The following is a 21,577-nucleotide window of genomic DNA, read 5'->3' on the forward strand; positions in this document are numbered from 1 at the left end:
CCGGGCCGGTACGAGCGGCACACCGGCGCCGCCGGCCGGGCCGGACCTGTCAACCATCCGCCGGCCTGACGCGTCCCTGACTGCGACACACCGAGGGGAGCAGGCATGACCACAGCCGACGGCACGCGGTCCCGGCACGCGGTCGTGGTCGGCGCGGGACTCGCCGGGACCACCGCCGCGCTCCAGCTCGCCGACGCCGGACTGGCCGTGACCCTGGTCGAGGGGCGGCCTCGCCTCGGCGGCCTCGCCTTCTCCTTCCGCCGCGGCGACCTCGACATCGACAACGGACAGCACGTGTACCTGCGCTGCTGCACCGCCTACCGCTGGTTCCTCGACCGGGTCGACGGCGCCGCGCTCGCCCCCCTCCAGGACCGCCTCGACGTGCCCGTGCTGGACGTCGGCACGCCGGGGAGGCCGCGCCTCGGCCGGATCCGCCGCAACGGCCTGCCCGTGCCGCTGCACCTCGCCGCGGGACTCGCGGCCTACCCGCACCTCTCCCTCGCCGAGCGCGCCTCCGTAGGACGCGCCGCGCTCGCCCTCAAGCGGCTCGACCTCGCCGACCCGGCGCTGGACGGGATCGACTTCGGCACCTGGCTCGGCCGACACGGCCAGTCGGCCCGGACGATCGAGGCGCTCTGGGACCTGGTGGGCGTCGCCACCCTCAACGCCACCGCGCCGAACGCCTCCCTCGGACTCGCCGCGATGGTCTTCAAGACCGGACTCCTCTCCGAGCCCGGCGCCGCCGACATCGGCTGGGCGCACGTCCCGCTCGGCGAGCTGCACGACACCCTCGCGCGCAAGGCCCTGGACTCCGCGGGCGTACGGACGCAGCTGCGCACCCGTGTCCACTCCGTCACCCGGGCGGAGAACGGCGGCTGGCACGTCGAGGTGGACGGCGAGCGCCTCGACGCGGACGCCGTCGTCCTCGCCGTACCCCAGCGCGAGGCACACGCGCTGCTGCCCGAGGGCGCCCTCGACGACCCGGACCGGCTGCTCGACATCGGCACCGCGCCGATCCTGAACATCCACGTCGTCTACGACCGGACGGTCCTGCGCCGGCCGTTCTTCGCCGCGCTCGGCAGCCCGGTCCAGTGGGTCTTCGACCGTACGGCCGCCTCAGGACTCCAGGAGGGCCAGTACCTGGCCCTCTCCCAGTCCGCGGCCGAGGACGAGATCGACACGCCCGTCTCCGCCCTGCGCACGCGCTACCTGCCCGAGCTGGAACGACTGCTTCCGGCGACCAGGGGCGCGGAGGTACGGGACTTCTTCGTCACCCGCGAGCGGACCGCCACCTTCGCCCCCACCCCGGGCGTGGGCCGGCTGCGTCCAGGGGCCCGTACGCACGCCCCCGGCCTCTACCTGGCCGGCGCGTGGACCGCCACCGGCTGGCCCGCGACCATGGAAAGCGCGGTCAGGAGCGGGTTCAGCGCCGCCGGCGCGGCCCTGGCCGGGCTGGGCGCCCGCCACGCACACCCGCTGGAGGAGGCGGCATGAGCCCGAGCACCGCCCCCACGAGTACTGGAACAAGAGGAGAGACCGTGCCGACCGTGCCCCCGGCGAACCCGGCTGTCGACACCGCCGACGTCTACGCACTGCTGGAGCGCGGACGGAGCATGTCGACCCCCGTGCTGCGCGCCGCGGTCGACCGGCTGGCCCCGCCCATGGACACCGTCGCCGCCTACCACTTCGGCTGGATCGACGCCGAGGGCAGGCCCGCCGACGGCGACGGCGGCAAGGCCGTGCGCCCGGCGCTCGCGCTGCTCTCCGCCGAGGCGGCCGGCGCCGACCCCCGCACGGGCGTCCCCGGCGCGGTCGCCGTGGAACTGGTCCACAACTTCTCGCTGCTGCACGACGACCTGATGGACGGCGACGAGCAGCGCCGCCACCGCGACACCGTCTGGAAGATGCACGGCCCCGCCCAGGCGATCCTCGTCGGCGACGCGCTCTTCGCGCTCGCCAACGAGGTGCTGCTGGAGCTCGGCACGGCCGAGGCGGGCCGGGCGACCCGCCGGCTGACCACCGCCAGCCGCAAACTGATCGACGGCCAGGCCCAGGACATCTCCTTCGAGCACCGCGAACGGGTCACCGTCGAGGAGTGTCTGGAGATGGAGGGCAACAAGACCGGCGCCCTGCTCGCCTGCGCCGCCTCCATCGGCGCGGTCCTCGGCGGCGCCGACGACCGGACGGCCGACACGCTGGAGGCGTACGGCCACCACCTCGGGCTCGCCTTCCAGGCCGTGGACGACCTGCTGGGCATCTGGGGCGACCCGGGGGCCACCGGCAAGCAGACCTGGAGCGACCTGCGCCAGCGGAAGAAGTCCCTGCCGGTCGTCGCCGCGCTCGCGGCGGGCGGTCCGGCGTCGGAACGGCTCGGCGAACTGCTCGCCGCCGATGCCAAGAGCAACGACTTCGAGCGTTTCTCGGAGGAGGAGTTCGCCACCAGGGCGGCACTGATCGAGGAGGCGGGCGGCCGGGAGTGGACCTCGCAGGAGGCCCGCAGGCAGCACACCGTCGCCATCGAGGCCCTGGACGGCGTGGACATGCCGGAACAGGTCAGGGCGCAGCTCACCGCGCTCGCCGACTTCGTCGTCGTACGAAAGAGATGATCATTATTCCCATATGCCTCGCAGTCGCCGTCCACGGCCCCTAGGGCGCAGCCCCAGGGGCAGCCCGACCGGGCATGGACGACGGAGACCCCAGCACAGCAGAAGCACCACTGCACGAAGGGGAAGCCATGACAGCGACGACCGACGGAAGCACCGGGGCCGTGGGACCCCGCGCAGCCGCGGCCAGTGAACCGACCGACACGACTACCGCCGCGGCGGGCGACCTCCTGGTGGCCGCCCGGCGGGCCACCGCACGATCCGTCGAGCACCTGCTCGGCCAACAGGACGCCCAGGGGTGGTGGAAGGGCGACCTGGAGACGAACGTCACCATGGACGCCGAGGACTTGTTGCTCCGTCAGTTCCTCGGGGTGCAGGACCCGCGTACCACCGAGGCCGCGGGCCTGTTCATCCGAGGCCAGCAACGCGCCGACGGCACGTGGGCCACCTTCTACGGCGGCCCCGGCGAACTCTCCGCCACCATCGAGGCGTACGTGGCCCTGCGGCTCGCCGGGGACAGCCCGGACGACCCGCACATGAAACGCGCCGCCACCTGGGTACGGGAGCAGGGCGGCATCGCCGCCGCCCGCGTCTTCACCCGGATCTGGCTGGCCCTCTTCGGCTGGTGGAAGTGGGACGACCTCCCCCAACTGCCCCCCGAACTGATCTTTTTCCCCAAGTGGTTCCCGCTCAACATCTACGACTTCGGCTGCTGGGCCCGGCAGACCATCGTGCCGCTCACCATCGTCTCGGCGAAGCGGCCCGTGCGGCCCGCCCCCTTCGCGCTCGACGAGCTGCACGCCGACCCCGGCACCCCCAACCCCGGCAAGCCGCTCGCGCCGGTGGCCAGTTGGGACGGCATGTTCCAGCGGCTCGACAAGGTCCTGCACGCCTACCACAAGGTGGCGCCGCGCCGCCTGCGCAGGACCGCGATGAACGCGGCCGCCCGCTGGATCATCGAGCGGCAGGAGAACGACGGCGCCTGGGGCGGGATCCAGCCGCCCGCCGTCTACTCCGTGATCGCCCTGCACCTCCTCGGCTACGACCTGGACCACCCGATCATGCGCGCGGGCCTCGAATCGCTCGACCGGTTCGCCGTGTGGCGCGAGGACGGCGCGCGGATGATCGAGGCCTGTCAGTCCCCGGTCTGGGACACCTGCCTGGCCACCATCGCCCTCGCCGACGCGGGCTTGAGCCCCGACCACCCGGCACTGGTCAAGGCCGCCGACTGGATGATCGCCGAGGAGATCTCCCGGCCGGGGGACTGGGCCGTGCGCAGACCCGAACTCGCCCCCGGCGGCTGGGCCTTCGAATTCCACAACGACAACTACCCGGACATCGACGACACCGCCGAGGTGATCCTCGCGCTGCGCCGGGTCAGGCACCCGGCGCCCGCGCGGCTCGACGCGGCCGTCGAGCGCGGTGCCCGGTGGACGCTGGGCATGCAGTCCAGGAACGGCGCGTGGGCGGCGTTCGACGCCGACAACACCAGCCCGTTCCCCAACCGGATGCCGTTCTGCGACTTCGGTGAGGTCATCGACCCGCCGTCCGCCGACGTCACCGCGCACGTCGTGGAGATGCTGGCGTACGAGGGCATGGCCCAACACCCCGACACCCGCCGGGGCATCGAGTGGCTCCTCGCCGAACAGGAAGCCTCCGGCGCCTGGTTCGGCCGCTGGGGCGTCAACTACGTCTACGGCACGGGCTCGGTGGTGCCCGCCCTGACCGCCGCCGGGCTGCCGGTCACCCACCCCGCGATCCGCCGGGCCGTCCGCTGGCTCGAATCCGTGCAGAACGACGACGGAGGCTGGGGCGAGGACCTGCGCTCGTACCGCGAGGAGAAGTGGATCGGGCACGGTGTCTCCACCGCCTCCCAGACCGCGTGGGCGCTGCTGGCGCTGCTCGCGGCCGGCGGGCGGGAGAGCGGGGCCGTCGAGCGGGGCGTCGCCTGGCTCGCCGAGACCCAGCGCGAGGACGGTTCGTGGGACGAGCCGTACTTCACCGGCACCGGCTTCCCGTGGGACTTCTCCATCAACTACCACCTCTACCGGCAGGTCTTCCCGCTCACGGCTCTCGGCCGGTACGTCAACGGGGAGCCCCTGGTCGGCGGCGCGATCAGCCGCAAGGGGAGCTGATGGAACAGTCCTCCGGTCTGCTGATCGCCTGCGCCCTGGGCATCGAGCGGTTCGCCCTGCGCAGCGGTGGACGCGCCGACGCGGCCGGTCCCGTGACCGTCCTGCGGACGGGCATGGGCCCCAAGAACGCCGAGCACGCGGTGGCACGCGCGCTCGGCGAGGCCAGGCACAGGGACGCGGCCGTCATCGCGTCCGGGTTCTGTGCCGGCCTCGCCCCGGGGATGAACCCCGGGGACCTGATCGTCGCCGACGAGACCCGGGGAGCCGGCGGCTCCACGCCCTGTACGGCCACCGAGCTGCTCGTCGAGGCGCTGACACGCGCAGTACCGGGACACGCGGTCCACACCGGACCGCTGACCGGCTCCGATCATGTGGTGCGCGGCGAGGAGCTGGTCGCGCTGCGCGCCACCGGGGCGGTCGCGGTGGACATGGAGTCCGCCACGACACTCCGTACCGCTCTGCGCGCCGGACCCCGTCCGGTTGCGGCCGTCCGGGTGGTCGTGGACGCTCCGGAGCACGAGCTCGTCCGGATCGGCACGGTGCGCGGTGGAATATCAGCTTTCCGTGTTCTTCGTGCCGTCCTTCCAGCTTTTTATGAATGGCACCGTTCTTTGCTGCTCCCCAGGAGGTGAGCTAGATGGCCATGCCGCTTCGCCAGACCATCAGGGTCGGGACTTATCTGGTCGAACAGAAGCTCAGAAAGCGGGAGAAGTTCCCGCTCATCGTGGAGCTCGAACCACTGTTCGCCTGCAATCTTGCCTGTGAGGGCTGCGGCAAGATCCAGCACCCGGCCGGCGTGCTCAAGCAGCGGATGCCCGTTGCCCAGGCGGTCGGCGCGGTGCTGGAGTCAGGGGCGCCGATGGTCTCCATCGCCGGCGGTGAGCCGCTGATGCACCCGCAGATCGACGAGATCGTCCGGCAGCTGGTCGCCAAGAAGAAGTACGTCTTCCTGTGCACCAACGCGATGCTGATGCGCAAGAAGCTCGACAAGTTCACCCCGTCGCCGTACTTCGCGTTCGCCGTGCACATCGACGGGCTGCGGGAGCGGCACGACGAGTCCGTCGCGAAGGAGGGGGTGTTCGACGAGGCGGTGGCGGCCATCAAGGCGGCCAAGGCGGCCGGTTTCCGGGTGACCACCAACTCGACCTTCTTCAACACCGACACCCCGCAGACCATCATCGAGGTGCTCAACTACCTCAATGACGACCTGAAGGTCGACGAGATGATGATCTCGCCCGCCTACGCCTACGAGAAGGCCCCCGACCAGGAGCACTTCCTGGGTGTCGAACAGACACGGGAGCTGTTCAAGAAGGCGTTCTCCGGCGGCAACCGCAGGCGCTGGCGTCTCAACCACTCACCGCTCTTCCTGGACTTCCTCGAAGGCAAGGCCGACTTCCCCTGCACGGCCTGGGCCATCCCGAACTACTCGCTCTTCGGCTGGCAGCGCCCCTGCTACCTGATGAGCGACGGGTACGTGCCGACGTACCGGGAGCTGATCGAGGAGACCGACTGGGACAAGTACGGGCGCGGCAAGGACCCCCGGTGCGCCAACTGCATGGCGCACTGCGGCTACGAGCCGACGGCCGTCCTCGCCACCATGGGATCCCTCAAAGAGTCCCTGCGGGCGGTCCGCGAAACGGTCGGCGGCACCCGCTGACCGTCGCGGGAGCGCACTGACGGAACGCTCCGCCCACCGCCGCCGGCCCGTCCGGCGGCGGTGGGCCGGGGCACCGCGTCGTGGTGAGCCGAGAAGCAGGGGAGAGGGGGCTCGATCGTGTCGATCTTGGAAGGGATCCGGGGGCCGCACGACCTCAAGGCGCGGACAGCGGGACAACTCGGCGAACTCGCCGGGGACATCAGGGAGTTCCTGGTCCGGGCGGTGGCCGGGACCGGTGGCCGTCCCGGCCCCACCCTCGGCGTGGTGGAACGCACCATCGCCCTGCACCGGGTCTTCGACTCGCCGGCCGACCGCGTCCTCTGGGGCACCGGCCACCGGAGCTACGTCCACACACTCCTGACCGGCCGGCAGGACTTCTCCAAACTGCGCGGCAAGGGCGGGCTCTCCGGCCACCGCGCGACCCTGCGCACCAGCGGCGGCTACGAGAGGTTCCTGAGCTGGGGCAGGGACGTCCTGCGGGGCACCCCCGTGGTCGACGGCCATGACATTGCCACCGTCGAGGCGGCGCCGTACAGCTCGCACCGCCGGCCGCCGCCCGCCGGCTCGTCGCGGTCGTCGAGGACAACAGCCGCAGCGGCGGCGTGGGCTGGGCCGTCGCCCAGGCGCTGCGCGACGCGGACGTCGGCGTACCCCTGCGGGCGTTCGGCATCCCGGAACAGTTCCTCCCCCACGCCAAGCGCAGTGAGGTGCTGGCCGACATCGGCCTCACACCGGTGGAGATCGCAGGACGGATCAGCGCCGCCCTGGCACACAAGGAGAACAGCGAATGACCAAGGGCTTCGACCTGACACGGCTGCTCGCGGAGCGCGGCGCCGAGCGGTACGACCTGCACACGAAGCACCTCAACCACCAACTCCCGCGCATGCTCCACACCATCGGCTTCGACCGCGTCTACGAACGGGCCGAGGGCGCCTACTTCTGGGACGCGGACGGCAACGACTACCTGGACATGCTCGCCGGGTTCGGTGTGATGGGGCTCGGGCGCCACCACCCCGTCGTACGGAAGGCGCTGCACGACGTCCTCGACGCCTCGCTCGCCGACCTCACCCGCTTCGACTGCCAGCCGCTGCCCGGGCTGCTCGCCGAGAAGCTGCTGGCCCACAGCCCGCACCTGGACCGGGTGTTCTTCGGCAACAGCGGTACGGAAGCGGTCGAGACGGCGCTGAAGTTCGCGCGGTACGCCACCGGCCGCCCCAGGATCCTGTACTGCTCCCACGCCTTCCACGGGCTGACCACCGGGTCGCTGTCCGTCAACGGCGAGGACGGCTTCCGGGACGGCTTCGCGCCGCTGCTGCCCGACACGGCGATCGAGATGGGCGACCTCGACGCGCTGGAGCGCGAGCTGAAGCGCGGTGACGTCGCCGGGTTCGTGATCGAACCGATCCAGGGCAAGGGCGTGTACGCGGCGCCGCCCGGCTTCCTGCGCGGCGCGCAGGAACTGCTGCGCCGCCACAAGAGCCTGCTCATCGTGGACGAGGTGCAGACCGGCCTCGGCAGGACCGGTGACTTCTACGCGTACCAGCACGAGGACGGTGTCGAGCCCGACCTCATCTGTGTCGCGAAGGCACTGTCCGGCGGCTATGTGCCCGTCGGCGCGACCCTCGGCCGGGACTGGATCTTCAAGAAGGTCTACTCGTCGATGGACCGGGTGCTGGTCCACTCGGCGAGTTTCGGCTCCAACGCGCAGGCGATGGCGGCTGGCCTGGCCGTCCTGTCGGTGATCGAGGACGAGCAGGTCGTCGCCAACGCGCGGGTCACCGGCGATCTGCTCAGGACACGGCTGGCGGCGCTCGTGGACCGCTACGAACTGCTGCACGACGTGCGCGGGCGCGGGCTGATGATCGGGATCGAGTTCGGCCGGCCGAACTCGATCAAGCTGCGGGGGCGCTGGACGATGCTCCAGGCCGCCCGCAAGGGGCTCTTCGCCCAGATGGTGGTCGTACCGCTGCTCCAGAAGCACCGGATCCTCACCCAGGTCTCCGGTGACCACCTGGAAGTGATCAAGCTGATCCCGCCGCTGACGATCGGCGAGCGGGAGGTCGAGCGCTTCGTGGACGCCTTCACGGCCGTGATGGACGACGCGCACGGCGGCGGCGGGCTGATGTGGGACTTCGGCAGGACGCTGGTGAAGCAGGCCGTCGCGAACCGGTAGCCGTCGGCCCGTCGTCGACGGCGGCCTCTGCTTTACCTCGGAGGCAAAAAAGTTGCCTCCGAGGTACGTTCCTGGCGCAATAGAGGCATGAACACGCCTGAGGGCGCGGCTCCGGGCCGGTCCGACGAGCTGCCGCACATCATGCCGGACACCTTGCCGGAAAAGCTCCCCGACGTCGCACCGCGCCTGCGCGAGCTGCGGCGCGACCGCCGGCTGACACTGGAGACCGTCGCCGCGCGGGCGGGTCTGTCACCCGCCCACCTCTCCCGGCTGGAGACCGGCCGGCGCCAGCCCTCGCTGCCGATGCTGCTGGCCCTGGCCCGCATCTACGGCACGACCGTCGCCGACCTGCTCGGCGAGGCGCCCGCCGAGCGCGATCCGGTCATCCGCGCCGGACGTCAGGAGCCGGTCGAGGCCGACGGCTGGACGTACCACCGCGCGGGCGGCTCGGGCCGGGCCATGCAGCCGCTGCGGGTCGTGGTGCCGTACGGGGCGCAGGGCGACCTCGTCCGCGTACACCCCGGGGAGGAGTGGCTCTACGTCCTCGGCGGGCGGCTGCGGCTCGGCCTCGGGGACGCGACGCACATCCTCGGGCCCGGGGACAGCGCGCACTTCGACTCGCTCACCCCCCACCGGCTCGCCGCCGCGGACGCCGGCGGGACCGAGCTGCTGTTCGTCCACACCCTGCTCCAGAGCCCCGCCGCCGATCTCCACTGACGGCTCCGCCGGTCTTCACCGACGGCCTTCGAGAAAGGTTCGACACCATGCCGGAGAACAAGAAGAACCGCACCCTGCCCCGGGGGCTCGTCATCCGCCTCTTCGCCTACCTGATCGCGGGCCACCTCTTCGCGGGCTTCCTCTACCTGCTGTTCAGCGTCGGCTCCTAGGGCAGCCTTCCGGGGTGCGTCCTAGGACGCGTCCAGCAGGCCCTCGCGCAGCCGTTCGCGGGTCTCCGGGGTGAGGCCGAGGCCCTCGGAGAGGTAGCGGTCGGTGGAGCCCCAGGTGGTCGTGATCGTGTCGAAGGCCGCTTCGAGGTACGCGGCGCGCGCGTCGAAGAGCGGGCCCAGCAGCTCCATCACCTCCGCGGACATCCCGGCGGGTGAGGTGTCGCTGCGGCGGACCTTGTAGCGGCGGCTCGGCTCGTTCGACTTGAGGTAGTCCTCCTCGATCGCGTCCCGCTCCACACCGACCGCGAGCAGCGACACCGCGACCGACAGGCCGGCGCGGTCCTTGCCCGCCGCGCAGTGCATGAGCGCGGGGACGTTGTTGTCGGCGAGGGCGTGCAGGACCCTGCTGTGCTCGGCGGTGCGGTCCCTGATGATCGTGCGGTACGAACCGATCATCCGGGCCACCGCCTTCCCGTCCGCGAGCAGCGACCGCAGCTGGCCGAGGTCGCCGTCCCGGACCATCCGCCAGAACTCGGCGCCGTCCGCCGGGTCCGTGAGCGGGATGTTCACGTTCCGTACGCCGGGCAGCTCGATGTCCTCCCCGTCGAGGCGCACGTCGGCCGCGTTGCGGAAGTCGAAGACCGTGTGCAGGCCCAGTGACGCGAGGTGAGCGGCGTCCGCCGGGGTGGCCCCCGCGAGGTGCCCGCTGCGGTAGAGCCGCCCGTACCGCACCTTCCTGCCGTCCGTGGTCGGCAGCCCGCCCACGTCGCGGAAGTTGCGTACCCCTGTCAGCTCCGGCTCGACCGGTGGCACGTGCGGCAGATTCTGGGTCACGGGCTGCTCCTCCGTGTCTGCCGTCGGCGCGGCTCGCCGACGATGTCGACTGAGACCCTACGACATGGGCGCCCGGGTAATTGGTGACATCTGTCCGTATTGAGGCATTACGCATAACCTGCCCCGATCGAGGGGGAGATGGCCCTCGACCCGTGAGCAGGATCATATCCGTGACGGTGCGTGGTGGTCACGGAAAACGGAATTGCGTCGTCAGAAGGAAAGCGAAGATCGCATATCCACGCAGGGTGACCGGAAAGGCCGGAAGATATCGGAGCGTGCACGAATGAGAGGAACCAGCGGCTTGTACCGGCCGTCCGCGTCGGTTTACGTTCACCCTCAATCCGAGCGGAACGCCTAATCCTGCCGCCGCCCGGAATTCGTACCCACCCACCATCCACGCGTGGCAGGAGCGGGGGACCCAGGTAGTACGCCGTTCCGTTTCCGCGGACGGCTTGGGGTGAAGTCGCGCGGCAACCGCGACCGGGCATCTCCAGCCCGAACCCGACAGCTCACCTCGTAGGCGCCGGAGAGGAATTCGCCATGCCCGCCAAGGGTAAGCACCGCCGTCCCAAGAGCAACCCGATCACCCGCGGATTTGTCCTGGCCGGAACGGGCGGAGCCGCAGTCGTGCTTCCGCTCATCGGCGCCACCGGGGCGCACGCCGCACCGGCCGCCGCCGCCGGATCCGTCACCGCGTCCGCCGCGTCCGCCGTCCACGCCGCTCCCGCGTCCGTGACGCGGGCCGCCGCCGCGAAGACCGCCGCGACCTACCGCGTGGTCTCCGGCGACTCCCTGTCGAAGATCGCCAAGAAGAAGAAGATCGCGGGCGGCTGGAAGAAGCTGTACGCGGACAACAAGCGCGTCATCGGCTCCGACCCGTCGCTGATCCACCCCGGCCAGAAGCTGACCCTCGGCGCCAAGGCCCCCGCGGCCGACCGCGCCAAGGCCCCCACCACGGCCTCCCGCTCCGCCGAGCGCACCGCGCCCAAGAAGGCCGCGCCGGTGAAGAAGGCCGCCCCGGCGGCCGAGACGGCCGTGAAGAAGGCCTCCGCCTTCACACTGCCGGTCTCCGGCATCGCCATCGGCACGCCGTACCACGCCTCGGGCAGCAACTGGTCGAGCGGCTACCACACCGGCGTGGACTTCCTGGCGCCCTCGGGCACCGTGGTGAAGGCCGTCGGCGCGGGCACCGTCGTGAGCGCCGGTGACGGCGGCTCGTACGGCAACCAGGTCGTCATCCGGCACGCGGACGGGATGTACTCGCAGTACGCCCACCTGTCCTCGATCGCCGTCTCCGCCGGACAGTCCGTCAGCGAGGGCCAGCAGCTGGGGCTCTCCGGCGCCACCGGCAACGTGACGGGACCGCACCTGCACTTCGAGATCCGTACCGGCCCCGACTACGGCTCGGACGTCGACCCGCTGGCCTTCCTGCGCCAGCAGGGCGTCGTCATCTGATCCCCTCCGGGCTCTCTTCGGCCCCGCTCCGGTGATTCCTTTTCACCGGAGCGGGGCTATTCCCGTTTGGGCCAAACTTGACCGATGGCATATCTCACCCTGCGTCAATCTCTTGTTACGGTCGCGTAGGTCACATCCCCGGGTGAATGATGTGCTGCTGTGGCAGACGATTCGAGAACGAGAAGACGTGGCACATTCGGGTCGTACGCAGCGCTCGGTGACAGTTTCACGGAGGGCGTGGGCGATCCGGGGCCTGACGGGACGTATGTGGGCTGGGCGGACCGGCTCGCCGTTCTGCTCGCCGACCAACTCCCCGTTCCCGGCGAGCCGGGAAAGGCCGCGGACACCGTCCACGGCGATTTCCGGTACGCGAATCTCGCGATACGGGGCCGGCTGCTCGACCACATCGTCGAGGAACAGATCCCGCGGGCCCGTGAACTCGCCCCGGACCTGGTGACCTTCTGCGCGGGCGGCAACGACATCATCCGGCCGGGCTCCGACCCCGACGACGTGGCCGAGCGCTTCGAGCGGGCCGTCGCCGACCTGTCCGGCGCGGTCGGAACGGTCATGGTGACGACCGGCTTCGACCCCAGGAACGTACCCGTGCTGCGGCATCTGCGCGGCAAGATCGCCACCTACACCGCGCACGTCCGGTCCATCGCCGACCGGTACGACTGCCCGGTCCTCGACCTGTGGTCGCTCAAGTCCGTCCAGGACCGGCGGGCCTGGGGCAGCGACCGCCTCCACCTGTCGCCCGAGGGCCACACCCGGGTCGCGCTGCGCGCCGGGCAGGTGCTCGGCCTCGACGTGCCCGCCGACCCGGACCAGCCGTGGCCGCCGCAGGTGCCGCGCGGCACGTTCGAGGTGCGGCGCGACGACATCCACTGGGCCAGGGAGCACCTGGTGCCCTGGATCGGCCGGCGGCTGCGCGGCGAGTCCTCCGGTGATCACGTGGCGGCCAAACGTCCCGACCTGCTGCCGCTCAAGTGCTGATGCGCCCCGCGAGGGACGGGGATATGGACAGGGACACCGGTACGGGGCCGGCCTGCGCGGCGGGCCCGGCCGGGACGCGCTCCAGCACCCCGCCCGCGAACACGTCGTACAACGGCAGCGTCTCCAGGTGCACATAGCCGATGTGGCAGTCGCACACGGCCAGCGGACAGCCCCGGGGACCGAGGGCCGCGCGGTACGAACCGTCGTACAGGTTGCCCAGCTCGGCGCGGACGAAGTGGCAGCGCCGTACCGTACCGTCGCCGTCCACGGAGATGACCGACTCGCCCGTGCGGCAGGGCAGCCCGGCCGAGCGGTGCGGATGGCGGCTGTACGGGAACAGCGGGTCGAGGTCCGTCCACCGGGCGGCCTCGTCGTCGCCGTACGTGTGCCCCTCGGCCGCGTTGATCCAGAGATAGACGTGCTCCGGCAGCTCCGCGCGGAGCCGGCGCGCGTGCTCCAGATGCTCGGGCAGGCCGACCACGCCGACGCTGAACCGCACCCCACGGGCCGCCAGGTCATGGCACTTGGCGAGGAAGCGGTCGTACGGCGTCTGTCCCGGGTGGTACGTGCACCAGAGGGCGAGGGTCTCCGGATCGGCGTCCGCCAGCCAGTCGGTACGGCAGCTCAGGTTCGTCTGGACGGCGACCCGGCGGATGTGCGGCAGATGCGACAACTCGGTGAGCGTGCGCCGGTACCAGGACCTGACCAGGCTCTCGCCCCAGGGGGTGAAGAGGACCGACAGCCGGTCGTCCGTGGGCTCCGAGGCCCAGCCGGCGAACCGGGCGAGGGCGGTCCGGTCGGCGCGCAGCTGCTCCCGGCTGTCCCGCCGCTTGGCGAACGGGCAGTAGGGGCAGTCGTAGTCGCAGGACGCGAGTGGACCGCGGTAGAGGATCGTCAGGTCCATCGCGGGTCTCATTTCAGCGCGTACGCGGCCATGGCGGCCCGTACGGCGGGGGAGAAGAGCGCGGGGCCCAGGGCGTCGGAGTGCGCGAGGCCTTCGGGGGAGAGCCGCAGCAGGCCGGGACCCGTACTCCCGTCGAGCCAGCCGTACGCCTCGAACCGGGCCAGTTCGCCGGGGAAGTCGTCGGCGGGACCGCTGCCGAACCGCGCGCGGTAGTCGGCCGTCTCCATGCCCTGGGCCTGGAGGAGCGACTGGAGCAGGTGGCGGCGGCGGGCCTCGTCGCCGTCGCCGTCCATGCGGTGACCCACCAGGGCGCGGGAGAAGTCCTGGGTCTCCGTGTAGGTGTCGATGATGGTCCGGATCTCACGCATCTCGACCGCGTAGTCGAAGGAGTAGTGCAGGCGCGAGGTGTACGAACGGGCGCCGCAGCCCAGGCCGATCATGCCGTCCGTCTGGCAGGCGTGGTCGTCGGGACCCTGCGCGGGGGATCCCGGGCGGCGGAACATCCGCATCGACACCTGCTCGTACCCCTCGGCGAGGAGATGGTCACGGCCCTGCCGGTAGAGGCGCAGCCGCCGCTCGTCCCAGGCGGTGTCGTCCTCCTCCCGGCCGCCGTCCCCGCCCGTTCTCCCGAGGCCGGTGAGCGGGCGTACGTACAGCGGATAGAGGTACAGCTCCTCGGGGCGCCAGGCGAGCGCGGCGTCCAGGGAATGGCGCCAGGAGCGCTCGGTCTGGCCGTCGATGCCGTAGATCAGGTCGATGTTGAGGACCGGGATCCGGGCGTCCCTGATCCGGCCGAGCGCCGCTTCGACCTCGGCGCGGCGCTGCGGGCGTACCGCCGCTCTCGCCTCCGCGTCGACGAAGCTCTGCACGCCGATGCTCAGCCGGGTGGCGCCCCGGTCGGCGAGGACGGCGAGCCGGTCGGCGGTGGCCGTCGAGGGGGACGTCTCGACCGAGAGCGGAACGGCCCGCAGATCGGCGCCCGTCCGCTTCTCGGCGATGTCGCACAGCCGCTCCAGCTCGCCCGCGTCGAGGAAGGTGGGGGTGCCGCCGCCGAACGCCGCGGCGGCGAACCGCAACGGCTCGCTGTCACCGAGCGCGTCCCGCACGGCGACCGCCTGCCGGTCCAGCGCGTCGAGGTAACGGGTGGTCAGTTCGTCCGGCGCGCCGATCCGGGTGAAGAGATTGCAGAAGCCGCACCGCACCTCGCAGAACGGGATGTGGAGATAGAGGGAGAGCGCGTCCTTGCGCTCGCCCGCCCACTCGTCGGCCAGCGCGGGAGGGTCGGGGAACTCGCGGTACGCCGTCTTGTGCGGGTAGGCGTAGACGTAACTCTCGTACGGACGGGGGCGGTGCCGGTCGGTCGGTCGGTGTTGGTCGGTCATGAGAGAGCCCCCGGTTCCAGGAAGAAATGGGCGTACGGCACGGTCCAGACGCTGTCGTGGCCCAGCCGGTGTCCGGTCCAGCCGTCGTCGCCGTACGCCGTGCCGTGGTCGGAACAGACGATCGTGAAGCACCGGCGACGGCTGCTCGCGGCGGCGAAGAGCCGTCCGATGTGGCGGTCGACGTATTCGAGGGCGGCCGCGTGGGTGGCGCGGGAGTCACCCGCCTCGTGGGTGGCGCCCGGCAGATGGAACCAGTTGGGCTGGTGCAGCGCCGCCACGTTCACGAACATGAACAGCCGCCGCTCGGCGGGCAGGGCGGCGACCACCTCCTCCGCCCGGGCGACCTGCGCCTCGAACGAGGTGGGGGAGGGCACGCCGAACTCCGGCTCCCAGTGGCTCTCCTGGAACAGTCCCGGCAGGACGGAACCGAGAGCGCCCTGTCTGTTGAAGAACCCGACCCCGCCCACGCACACCGTGCGGTAGCCGGCGGCGGCCAGGCCCGAGACCAGGTCCGGGGTGTCGAAGACGAAGGTCCGGCCCGCGGTGGACTCGCTGCCCGCGAAGCGCGCGGCGAACAGCCGCGGGTGCGGGCCCGGGGACGCGGGGGTGGGCAGGAAACCGGCGAACATCGCCTGGTGCGAGGCATAGGTGAAACTGCCCGGCGCGTGCCTCTTCTCCCAGCGTCCGGCGGGGAGGTGGCGTGCGAGGTGCGGGATCCGGCCCGCGGCGGCCAGCTCCCGCGCCACGTCGAAGCGCAGGGTGTCGAGGGTGACGAGGAGCAGGTCGTCCCGGCCCACGACGTCGTTCATGTCGGGCGCCATGTCGGGGCCCCTGCCGGAGTCCCTGCCGGAGTCCCTGCCGGGGTTCAGGTCAGGGTTCAGGTCAGGGTTCAGGTCGGAGTTCGGGTCAGGGGCCGACACGGTCCCGTCCTCTCCGTACTCCGGGGGCGTCCGCCAGGGCGGCGACCTGCGCCCCGTACGTGTCCAGGCCCTCGGCCCCGCTTCCCGGCAGTCCGGTCAGGCGTGGCAGGAGATCGCCGAAGGCGTTCACCTCGCCGACCGCGAAACGCCGCCAGCCGGCGAACGGCAGCAGGTCGACCCCGACGCAGTGGGTGCCGGGGAAGCAGGCGGCGGCCTGCTCGCAGATGGAGAGTGCTTCGTCGAAGCCGCTGCCCGCCGCGGCCATCGCGGCGCGGGCGGCGTCGAGATCGCCCCTGGTCCCGCCGAGATGCAGATTGGTCATGGGCGAGCGGCTGGTCCGTACGACCGCGTGAGTGGCGCGGCCCGCGACCACAACCACGCGCAGGTCGGCCGCCCGGCCGTGCTGGCCGGCCTTGGGGAGCCACCGCTCGATGTGCAGACCGTCGGGTGCGAGGGTGTCGATGATCGCCGCCACCTCGCGCTCGGTGGTGTAGGACCGGACCCGGAGCGAGTTGAACAGCCGCCCCTCGGGGTCGCGCTCGACCGAGGTGGTGGCACGGACCCGGCCCGGTCCTGCCGTCTCGACGGCCAGGACGCCGGACGCCGAGGAGCCGTGGGCCGGCTTGACGAAGGCGCGCCGCAGCCCGGCCTCCGCCATCAGGGCGCGCACGTCGGCCCAGCCGGACACGGCGGGGGCGGTGGGCACCGAGGTGGGTGCGGAGGTGCCCGAGGCGGGTCCGGAGGTGGGGGAGAGCGGGACGGGCACCCCGGCGCGGTCCAGCAGACCGTGGCAGAGCCGCTTGTCGAAGAGGACCGCCAGCTCACCGGGATCGTTGAGCACGGTGGCTCCGGCCGCGACCGCCTCCCGCGCCAGCGCGTGAGCGGCGGCCGTGAAGCGTCCGTACCAACGCGCCGTGCCCTCCACCCTGGTGGGGTCGCCCGCCCCGCGCAGCAGCAGTTCCACCTCCCGGTCCTCGCCCGGCGAATCGATCCGTACGGTCTCACCCGCCGCGAACCCGGCCCTCGCGGCGAAGCCTTCCCCGGCCACGCCGTCCGCGCGCAGCACGTCGCGCCAGGCCACCACCCGGGCGGGCGGCAGCCCGGCGGCCCGTACGGCGTCCTGGAACAGCGTGACGCGGCGGTTGGCCGGATTGCCGACCACCACAAGACGAGGGGGCGGGGTCGTCATCGTCACTCCGCGACCGCGGTGTAGCGGTCCTCGCGGTCCTCCTCGTCCTGATGGTCCGACAGGTCGATCTCCACCCCCGCCGCGCCGAGGGTGGCGCGCAACCGCTCACGCATCACCTCGCCCACGAAGTGGTGGTGCAGATCCAGCTTCTTGAGGTGGGTGAGCGGCTGTCCCGCGAGCAGCGCCGCCACGCCGTCGTCGCCGAGCGCGCCCATCGACAGGTCGAGCGTCTCCAGGCCCGCGACGACCGGAGCGCCCGCGAGGGCGGTGGCTATCTCGTCCTGGATCTGGCTGTTGCGCAGGGCCAGGTACCGCAGCTTGGGCAGCCGGGACCCGGCGAGGACCGGCGCGAGGTCGGCGATCTCCGCGTTCGCGCCGTACCACGACACACCGAGCCACAGGTCCAGGCGCTCCAGGGCGGGGAAGTCGCTCGCCGCCACGCCCCGTACCACTTCGGCGTCCAGGCCGCCGGTCTCGATGGTGAGGGAGCGCAACTGCTCGTGCCGGACGGCGGGGAACCGCAGGCCCTGCCCGCCGCGGACCCCGAACTCGTGGAGCGCGGGGAAGGCGTCGAGCAGCGGTGTCACCAGACCCTGGTTGATCCACGAGATCTCGCACTCGTCGAAAGTGATGTCACCGAGGAAGAGCGCGCGCAGCCCGGGAAGTTGGCGACTGATCGCCACCAGGGCGTTGACCACGTCCTCGGGGCCCGAGTCGTAGGGGTCGCTCCAGGAGCCGACCACCAGGGCCCTGACCTCGCCGAGGTCCACGGCCTTGGCGAAGCGGGCGAACGCCTCCTCCCACGTCTCCTCCGCGTCGTACGAGTCGACCGAGATACGCCAGGCCACGGACGCGGCGGCCGGGAGCCCGCCGGCCGGCTCCCCGCTCGTGTCCCCGGCGGGGAAGTCGAGGACGGGCAGGCCGTACAGCTCCTGCATGTGGTGGGAAATGGCCATGATGAAGGCTCCAGACACCGTGCGGCGTTGGTCGGTGGGCGTGTGCGAGAAGTTGTACCAACTCCCACTGACAACGCCCCTCGCGGGGGCGGGCGGAGTGCCGGCCTCCGCCATCGCCGGGGGCCGGTTGTCAGACCCTGCCTCTAGCGTCGTTCACAGGTCGGCGCACTCGGCGCCGCCGGCGGAGGGGATAGCCATGTTCCGGCAAGGAGACGTGCTCATCATGCCCGTGGCGGAGGAGTCGGTGCCGTCGGGCGCCGCGGACGCGGTGGGCGAACCGCGCGATGTGCGGGGCCGGTTGGTCCTGGCGCTCGGCGAGGTCACCGGCCACGCCCACGCCGTGACCGGCCGCGGCCGGCTGATCCGTGAACCGGGCTCGGCGGACGGGCCGATGCTGCTCCATCTCCCGGAAGGCGGGCGGGTGGTGCACGAGGAACACGCGGCGATACCACTGCCGCGCGGGTGGTTCCGCGTGGTGCGCCAGCGGGAGTACCTGCCGGGATCGGTGCGCGTCGTCGCGGACTGAGCACGGCGGGCAGGGCCGCGCGGGGCGGCGGGACAGCACGGGCACACGGGCACACGGGCACGTGGTCGGACAGGGACAACAGGCGAGACGGGGCAGCGGACATGAATGACGTGGACACATGGCGGGGCGTCGCGGCGGCGACGGGCGCGGCGGACCGGCCGGCGGCCGAGCGGGGCGTACGGCTGGCGTACCGCACGGCGGGCCTGGCGGAGCCCGAGCGGATCATCTGGGTGGAGTCACCCCTGGCCGGGGTCACGGCGGCCCGGTCACTCGACGGTCGGGGACGGTCGGTGCGCGACGCGGTGCGCACCGGGCCCTGGGCGGCCGAACGGCGGCGGATGCACGACGCGCTCGGCCCCGCGGGCTGGGCCGCGCACTGGAACACCACCGGCGCCCGGCTCTGGGACACCACGCGGGCGCTCGCCGAGCGGATACGGGGCGGGATCGTGGACACACTCGCCGGGAAGCCGGAGGAGGCGGAGGAGATCCGCCCGGTGCTGCTCGACGCCGTCCTCGGACAGCACGACGCCGCCTGGCTCGTCGCCTTCGACGGGTGCGGCGAGCGGCTCGAAGGGCTCGCCGAGGTGGCCAGGCACGCGGGCTGGTGGTGGCCGTACGAGAACGCCGTGGTGATCTGCGAACGTCCCGTCGCCCTGCACCGGGACGAGGCGGGCCGGCTCGACCGCTCCGACGGTCCCGCCCTCGCCTACCCGGACGGCTTCGCCCTGTACGCCTGGCGTGGCATGCCCGTTCCGGCGGAATTCCTCGACGAGCTGGCGTCCCTGACGCCCGAGCGGATCCGCGGCGAGAGCAACGCCGAGCTGCGCCGCGTCATGCTGGAGCACTACGGCTACGACCGGTTCCTCGCCGACTCGGGGGCGCAGCCGGTGCACCGCGACGAGACGGGCATCCTGTGGCGGATAGCCCTCGCCGACGACGAGGACGTAGTGACGGTCGAGGTGGTCAACTCCACGCCCGAGCCGGACGGCACGAGCCGTACGTACTGGCTGCGTGTCCCACCCGCCACCAGGACCGCCAAGGAGGGCGTCGCATGGACCTTCGGACTGTCGTCCGAGGCGTACGAACCGGTGCGGCAGACCTGAGCCGCCGCACCGGCGCGGCGCTGTCAGACCTTCGCCGCCAGCAGCTCGTCCAGTCCGATCAGGCCCGCGTCGCCCTGCCCCGTACAGGCGTAGGCACCCGCCACCGCCCCGAGGGCGGCGCAGGCTTCCAGGTCCCGCCCGGCCAGCCGGCCGTAGAGGAAACCGGAGAGGTACGCGTCCCCCGCACCGTTGGAGTCCACCACCGGCGCGGGCGGGGCGGTGGCCCGCACCGGGCGCGGGGTCCGGCTGCCCTCGCGGGTCATCAGGTACGAACCGCCCGCACCGGCCGTTGCGACGACGGCCTCGGCCCGGCCCTCGCGCAGGATCTCCCGCATCACGGAGGCTATGCGTTCGCGGGCCCCGGCGGCGCTGAGGAACACCAGGTCGGCGCGGAAGGCGAACTCCCGGTGGTAGTCGTCGAGACCGTTCCAGTCCTGGAGATCCGTCGACACCGGTATCCCGAGCGCCTCGATGTCGTCGAAGAGGAACCGGGTGAAGTGGCTGAGGGACAGGTGGACATGCCGGGCGCGCCGCAGATGCGGCAGGTAGAAGTCACGCGGCATCCGGAGGTCCTCCGGGTCCCTGGCGTCGAAGAACGACATCCGGCGGCCCGTCTTGTCGACCAGATTGACCGCACGCCGGGTGCCCGCGGGCGACGGGAGTGTCTCGAAGTCGACGTCCCCGCCGGTGAGCCGGGTGCGGACCTGTTCGCCGGGCCAGTCGTCCCCGAGGAAGTCGAGGAACTTCACCCCTAGTCCGAGGGTCCGGCAGCCGAGCGCCACATTGCCGCCGGTGTGCCCCGGCCATTCGTGGATCGGACCCACACCGACGGAGTCGGCGAGCGGGACGGGCAGCGAGTTGACGCGGACGACGGTGTCCACACCGCCGCCCCCGATGACCAGCACGTCGAGCGCGGGCGGTTCGGAGCGGTCCGGCTGATCCGCCCGATCCGCCTGATCCGCTCGGTTCACTTCCGCTTTCGCGGGTGCGGGCTGCGGGGGTTGATCGGACTGATCGGTCTGGTCGGTCTGCTCGGTCTGCTGTTGGGCCACCGTCTGCCTTTCCGGTTCCGGACGTCCGTTCGCCGTCACAGTACGGCCGTGGAGCCTCCGGCCACGCCCCGGGGCGTCCCGCTAGGTTCTCGGGTGGTCCAGCGCCGAGACCTCGATCCCCAACTCGCGGGCGAGCGCCTCGTCGGCGTACGCGAGAAGGGCGGCGGGTTCCGACGCGCCGCCCGCGTACGCGGTCATCTGCACGGCCAGGCCGTCCAGCAGCGCGGTGAGCCGCCAGGCCGCCGACACCGGGTCCGCGCAGTCGAATTCGCCCTTCGCCGCGCCCTCGGCGATGACCTCCGTCAGGGCCGCCTTCCACCGCTGGTCGAGGTCGCGCGCCACCTCCCGCAGCGCGGGCTCGCGCAGCGCCGCCGCCCACCCCTCGATCCAGAGCTTCCAGCCCTTGGCCGCCCCGGTCGGGGCGTACCAGCGGATGGCGTCGTGCAGTCGGCGCAGCGCGGGCGCCGGACGGCCGAGCAGGGTGTGCAGATGGGCCAGATCGGCCTGCGCGGCATGCGCGAACGCGGCCGCCACCAGCTTCTCCTTGGTGGAGAAGTGGTACAGCACCAGCGCGTTGCTGACCCCGAGCGCCCCGGCGACGTCGGAGATCCGCAGCGCCGCCACCCCTCGCGCCTCGATCTGCCCGACGGCGGCCGCCAGCAATTCCTCCCGCCGCTCAGCCACACCCAGCCGCACTCTCGCCATGCGGTCACCCTAGTCTTCTGAGTCAGGAATTCTGTTCAGATGTTTAGACTTGGCCTGTGGCACGTACTGGACGGCCGAAGGCCGAGTTGGTTCTGTCGGACGA

At 71.9% G+C, this 21,577-nt stretch carries 21 protein-coding genes, 1 pseudogene and 1 riboswitch; of the genes and pseudogenes, 14 read left to right on the forward strand and 8 right to left on the reverse strand.

Annotation, left to right across the window (positions count from 1 at the left end):
- The first annotated feature begins 105 nt into the window (after positions 1-105).
- The 10 genes and pseudogenes from hpnE (at position 106) to ACIO1C_RS26065 (ending at position 9,455) form a co-directional block, all read left to right on the forward strand.
- Complete coding sequence (gene hpnE / locus ACIO1C_RS26020; RefSeq protein ID WP_401867381.1) at positions 106-1,494, forward strand: hydroxysqualene dehydroxylase HpnE; 1,389 nt, start codon at positions 106-108, stop codon at positions 1,492-1,494.
- Between the two features lie 53 nt (positions 1,495-1,547).
- Positions 1,548-2,606 (forward strand): polyprenyl synthetase family protein, encoded by a 1,059-nt coding sequence (locus tag ACIO1C_RS26025; protein WP_401867468.1) that lies wholly within the window; start codon positions 1,548-1,550, stop codon positions 2,604-2,606.
- 128 nt (positions 2,607-2,734) lie between these two features.
- Positions 2,735-4,738: a squalene--hopene cyclase gene (gene shc, locus ACIO1C_RS26030; protein ID WP_401867384.1), complete on the forward strand. Its 2,004-nt coding sequence runs from the start codon at positions 2,735-2,737 to the stop codon at positions 4,736-4,738.
- Positions 4,738-5,370, forward strand: a complete 633-nt coding sequence (locus tag ACIO1C_RS26035; protein ID WP_401867387.1) for a 1-hydroxy-2-methyl-2-butenyl 4-diphosphate reductase — start codon at positions 4,738-4,740, stop codon at positions 5,368-5,370. The genes shc and ACIO1C_RS26035 overlap by 1 nt, the downstream gene beginning before the upstream one ends.
- Before the next feature lie 5 nt (positions 5,371-5,375).
- A complete protein-coding gene (hpnH, locus tag ACIO1C_RS26040; RefSeq protein WP_401867389.1) occupies positions 5,376-6,395 on the forward strand; it encodes an adenosyl-hopene transferase HpnH in 1,020 nt (339 codons plus the stop codon).
- A 117-nt stretch (positions 6,396-6,512) separates the two neighbouring features.
- A pseudogene (locus tag ACIO1C_RS26045) lies at positions 6,513-6,896 on the forward strand (1-deoxy-D-xylulose-5-phosphate synthase N-terminal domain-containing protein); the annotation flags it as partial.
- 101 nt (positions 6,897-6,997) lie between these two features.
- Positions 6,998-7,186 carry a hypothetical protein gene (locus ACIO1C_RS26050; RefSeq protein WP_401867392.1) on the forward strand — a complete coding sequence of 63 codons (189 nt, stop codon included), beginning with the start codon at positions 6,998-7,000 and terminating at the stop codon, positions 7,184-7,186.
- A complete protein-coding gene (locus ACIO1C_RS26055; protein WP_401867394.1) occupies positions 7,183-8,568 on the forward strand; it encodes an aspartate aminotransferase family protein in 1,386 nt (461 codons plus the stop codon). The genes ACIO1C_RS26050 and ACIO1C_RS26055 overlap by 4 nt, the downstream gene beginning before the upstream one ends.
- Before the next feature lie 141 nt (positions 8,569-8,709).
- The gene (locus tag ACIO1C_RS26060; protein ID WP_401867471.1) at positions 8,710-9,285 is read left to right on the forward strand and encodes a helix-turn-helix domain-containing protein; all 576 of its coding nucleotides are present in this window, start codon (positions 8,710-8,712) and stop codon (positions 9,283-9,285) included.
- 47 nt (positions 9,286-9,332) lie between these two features.
- A complete protein-coding gene (locus tag ACIO1C_RS26065) occupies positions 9,333-9,455 on the forward strand; it encodes a DUF6126 family protein (RefSeq protein ID WP_237530559.1) in 123 nt (40 codons plus the stop codon).
- A gap of 21 nt (positions 9,456-9,476) precedes the next feature.
- Here ACIO1C_RS26065 and ACIO1C_RS26070 read toward each other — a convergent pair whose 3' ends face one another.
- Positions 9,477-10,289, reverse strand: a complete 813-nt coding sequence (locus ACIO1C_RS26070) for a tyrosine-protein phosphatase (RefSeq protein ID WP_401867396.1) — start codon at positions 10,287-10,289, stop codon at positions 9,477-9,479.
- A 374-nt stretch (positions 10,290-10,663) separates the two neighbouring features.
- Positions 10,664-10,825: riboswitch (cyclic di-AMP (ydaO/yuaA leader) on the forward strand.
- A gap of 4 nt (positions 10,826-10,829) precedes the next feature.
- On the opposite strand from ACIO1C_RS26070, the gene ACIO1C_RS26075 reads away from it, so the two are divergent.
- Complete coding sequence (locus ACIO1C_RS26075) at positions 10,830-11,744, forward strand: peptidoglycan DD-metalloendopeptidase family protein (RefSeq protein ID WP_401867398.1); 915 nt, start codon at positions 10,830-10,832, stop codon at positions 11,742-11,744.
- Positions 11,745-11,903: 159 nt separating this feature from the next.
- Positions 11,904-12,737, forward strand: coding sequence for an SGNH/GDSL hydrolase family protein (locus ACIO1C_RS26080; protein WP_401867400.1), 834 nt, complete (start codon positions 11,904-11,906; stop codon positions 12,735-12,737).
- On the opposite strand, the gene ACIO1C_RS26085 is transcribed toward ACIO1C_RS26080, so the two are convergent.
- The 5 genes from ACIO1C_RS26085 to ACIO1C_RS26105 all read right to left on the reverse strand — a co-directional run bounded on the left by ACIO1C_RS26085 (position 12,727) and on the right by ACIO1C_RS26105 (position 18,088).
- The gene (locus ACIO1C_RS26085) at positions 12,727-13,641 is read right to left on the reverse strand and encodes an STM4011 family radical SAM protein (protein ID WP_401867403.1); all 915 of its coding nucleotides are present in this window, start codon (positions 13,639-13,641) and stop codon (positions 12,727-12,729) included. The genes ACIO1C_RS26080 and ACIO1C_RS26085 overlap by 11 nt on opposite strands.
- Before the next feature lie 8 nt (positions 13,642-13,649).
- Positions 13,650-15,023, reverse strand: a complete 1,374-nt coding sequence (locus ACIO1C_RS26090) for an STM4012 family radical SAM protein (protein WP_401867405.1) — start codon at positions 15,021-15,023, stop codon at positions 13,650-13,652.
- Complete coding sequence (locus ACIO1C_RS26095) at positions 15,020-15,832, reverse strand: STM4013/SEN3800 family hydrolase (RefSeq protein WP_401867473.1); 813 nt, start codon at positions 15,830-15,832, stop codon at positions 15,020-15,022. Before ACIO1C_RS26095 ends, ACIO1C_RS26090 begins: the two co-directional genes overlap by 4 nt.
- A gap of 97 nt (positions 15,833-15,929) precedes the next feature.
- Positions 15,930-17,132, reverse strand: coding sequence for an STM4014 family protein (locus tag ACIO1C_RS26100; RefSeq protein ID WP_401867408.1), 1,203 nt, complete (start codon positions 17,130-17,132; stop codon positions 15,930-15,932).
- A gap of 2 nt (positions 17,133-17,134) precedes the next feature.
- Positions 17,135-18,088 (reverse strand): STM4015 family protein, encoded by a 954-nt coding sequence (locus ACIO1C_RS26105; protein ID WP_401867410.1) that lies wholly within the window; start codon positions 18,086-18,088, stop codon positions 17,135-17,137.
- A gap of 196 nt (positions 18,089-18,284) precedes the next feature.
- On the opposite strand from ACIO1C_RS26105, the gene ACIO1C_RS26110 reads away from it, so the two are divergent.
- A complete protein-coding gene (locus ACIO1C_RS26110; RefSeq protein WP_401867411.1) occupies positions 18,285-18,614 on the forward strand; it encodes a hypothetical protein in 330 nt (109 codons plus the stop codon).
- A 101-nt stretch (positions 18,615-18,715) separates the two neighbouring features.
- A complete protein-coding gene (locus ACIO1C_RS26115; protein WP_401867414.1) occupies positions 18,716-19,717 on the forward strand; it encodes a DUF6745 domain-containing protein in 1,002 nt (333 codons plus the stop codon).
- Positions 19,718-19,740: 23 nt separating this feature from the next.
- Here ACIO1C_RS26115 and ACIO1C_RS26120 read toward each other — a convergent pair whose 3' ends face one another.
- Both ACIO1C_RS26120 and ACIO1C_RS26125 read right to left on the reverse strand, forming a co-directional pair.
- Positions 19,741-20,619, reverse strand: coding sequence for a carbohydrate kinase family protein (locus tag ACIO1C_RS26120; protein WP_401867476.1), 879 nt, complete (start codon positions 20,617-20,619; stop codon positions 19,741-19,743).
- Positions 20,620-20,850: 231 nt separating this feature from the next.
- A complete protein-coding gene (locus tag ACIO1C_RS26125; protein ID WP_401867416.1) occupies positions 20,851-21,474 on the reverse strand; it encodes a TetR family transcriptional regulator C-terminal domain-containing protein in 624 nt (207 codons plus the stop codon).
- Positions 21,475-21,577: the final 103 nt, after the last annotated feature.

This window comes from Streptomyces sp. NPDC087420 (assembly GCF_044744165.1).
GTDB lineage: Bacteria > Actinomycetota > Actinomycetes > Streptomycetales > Streptomycetaceae > Streptomyces.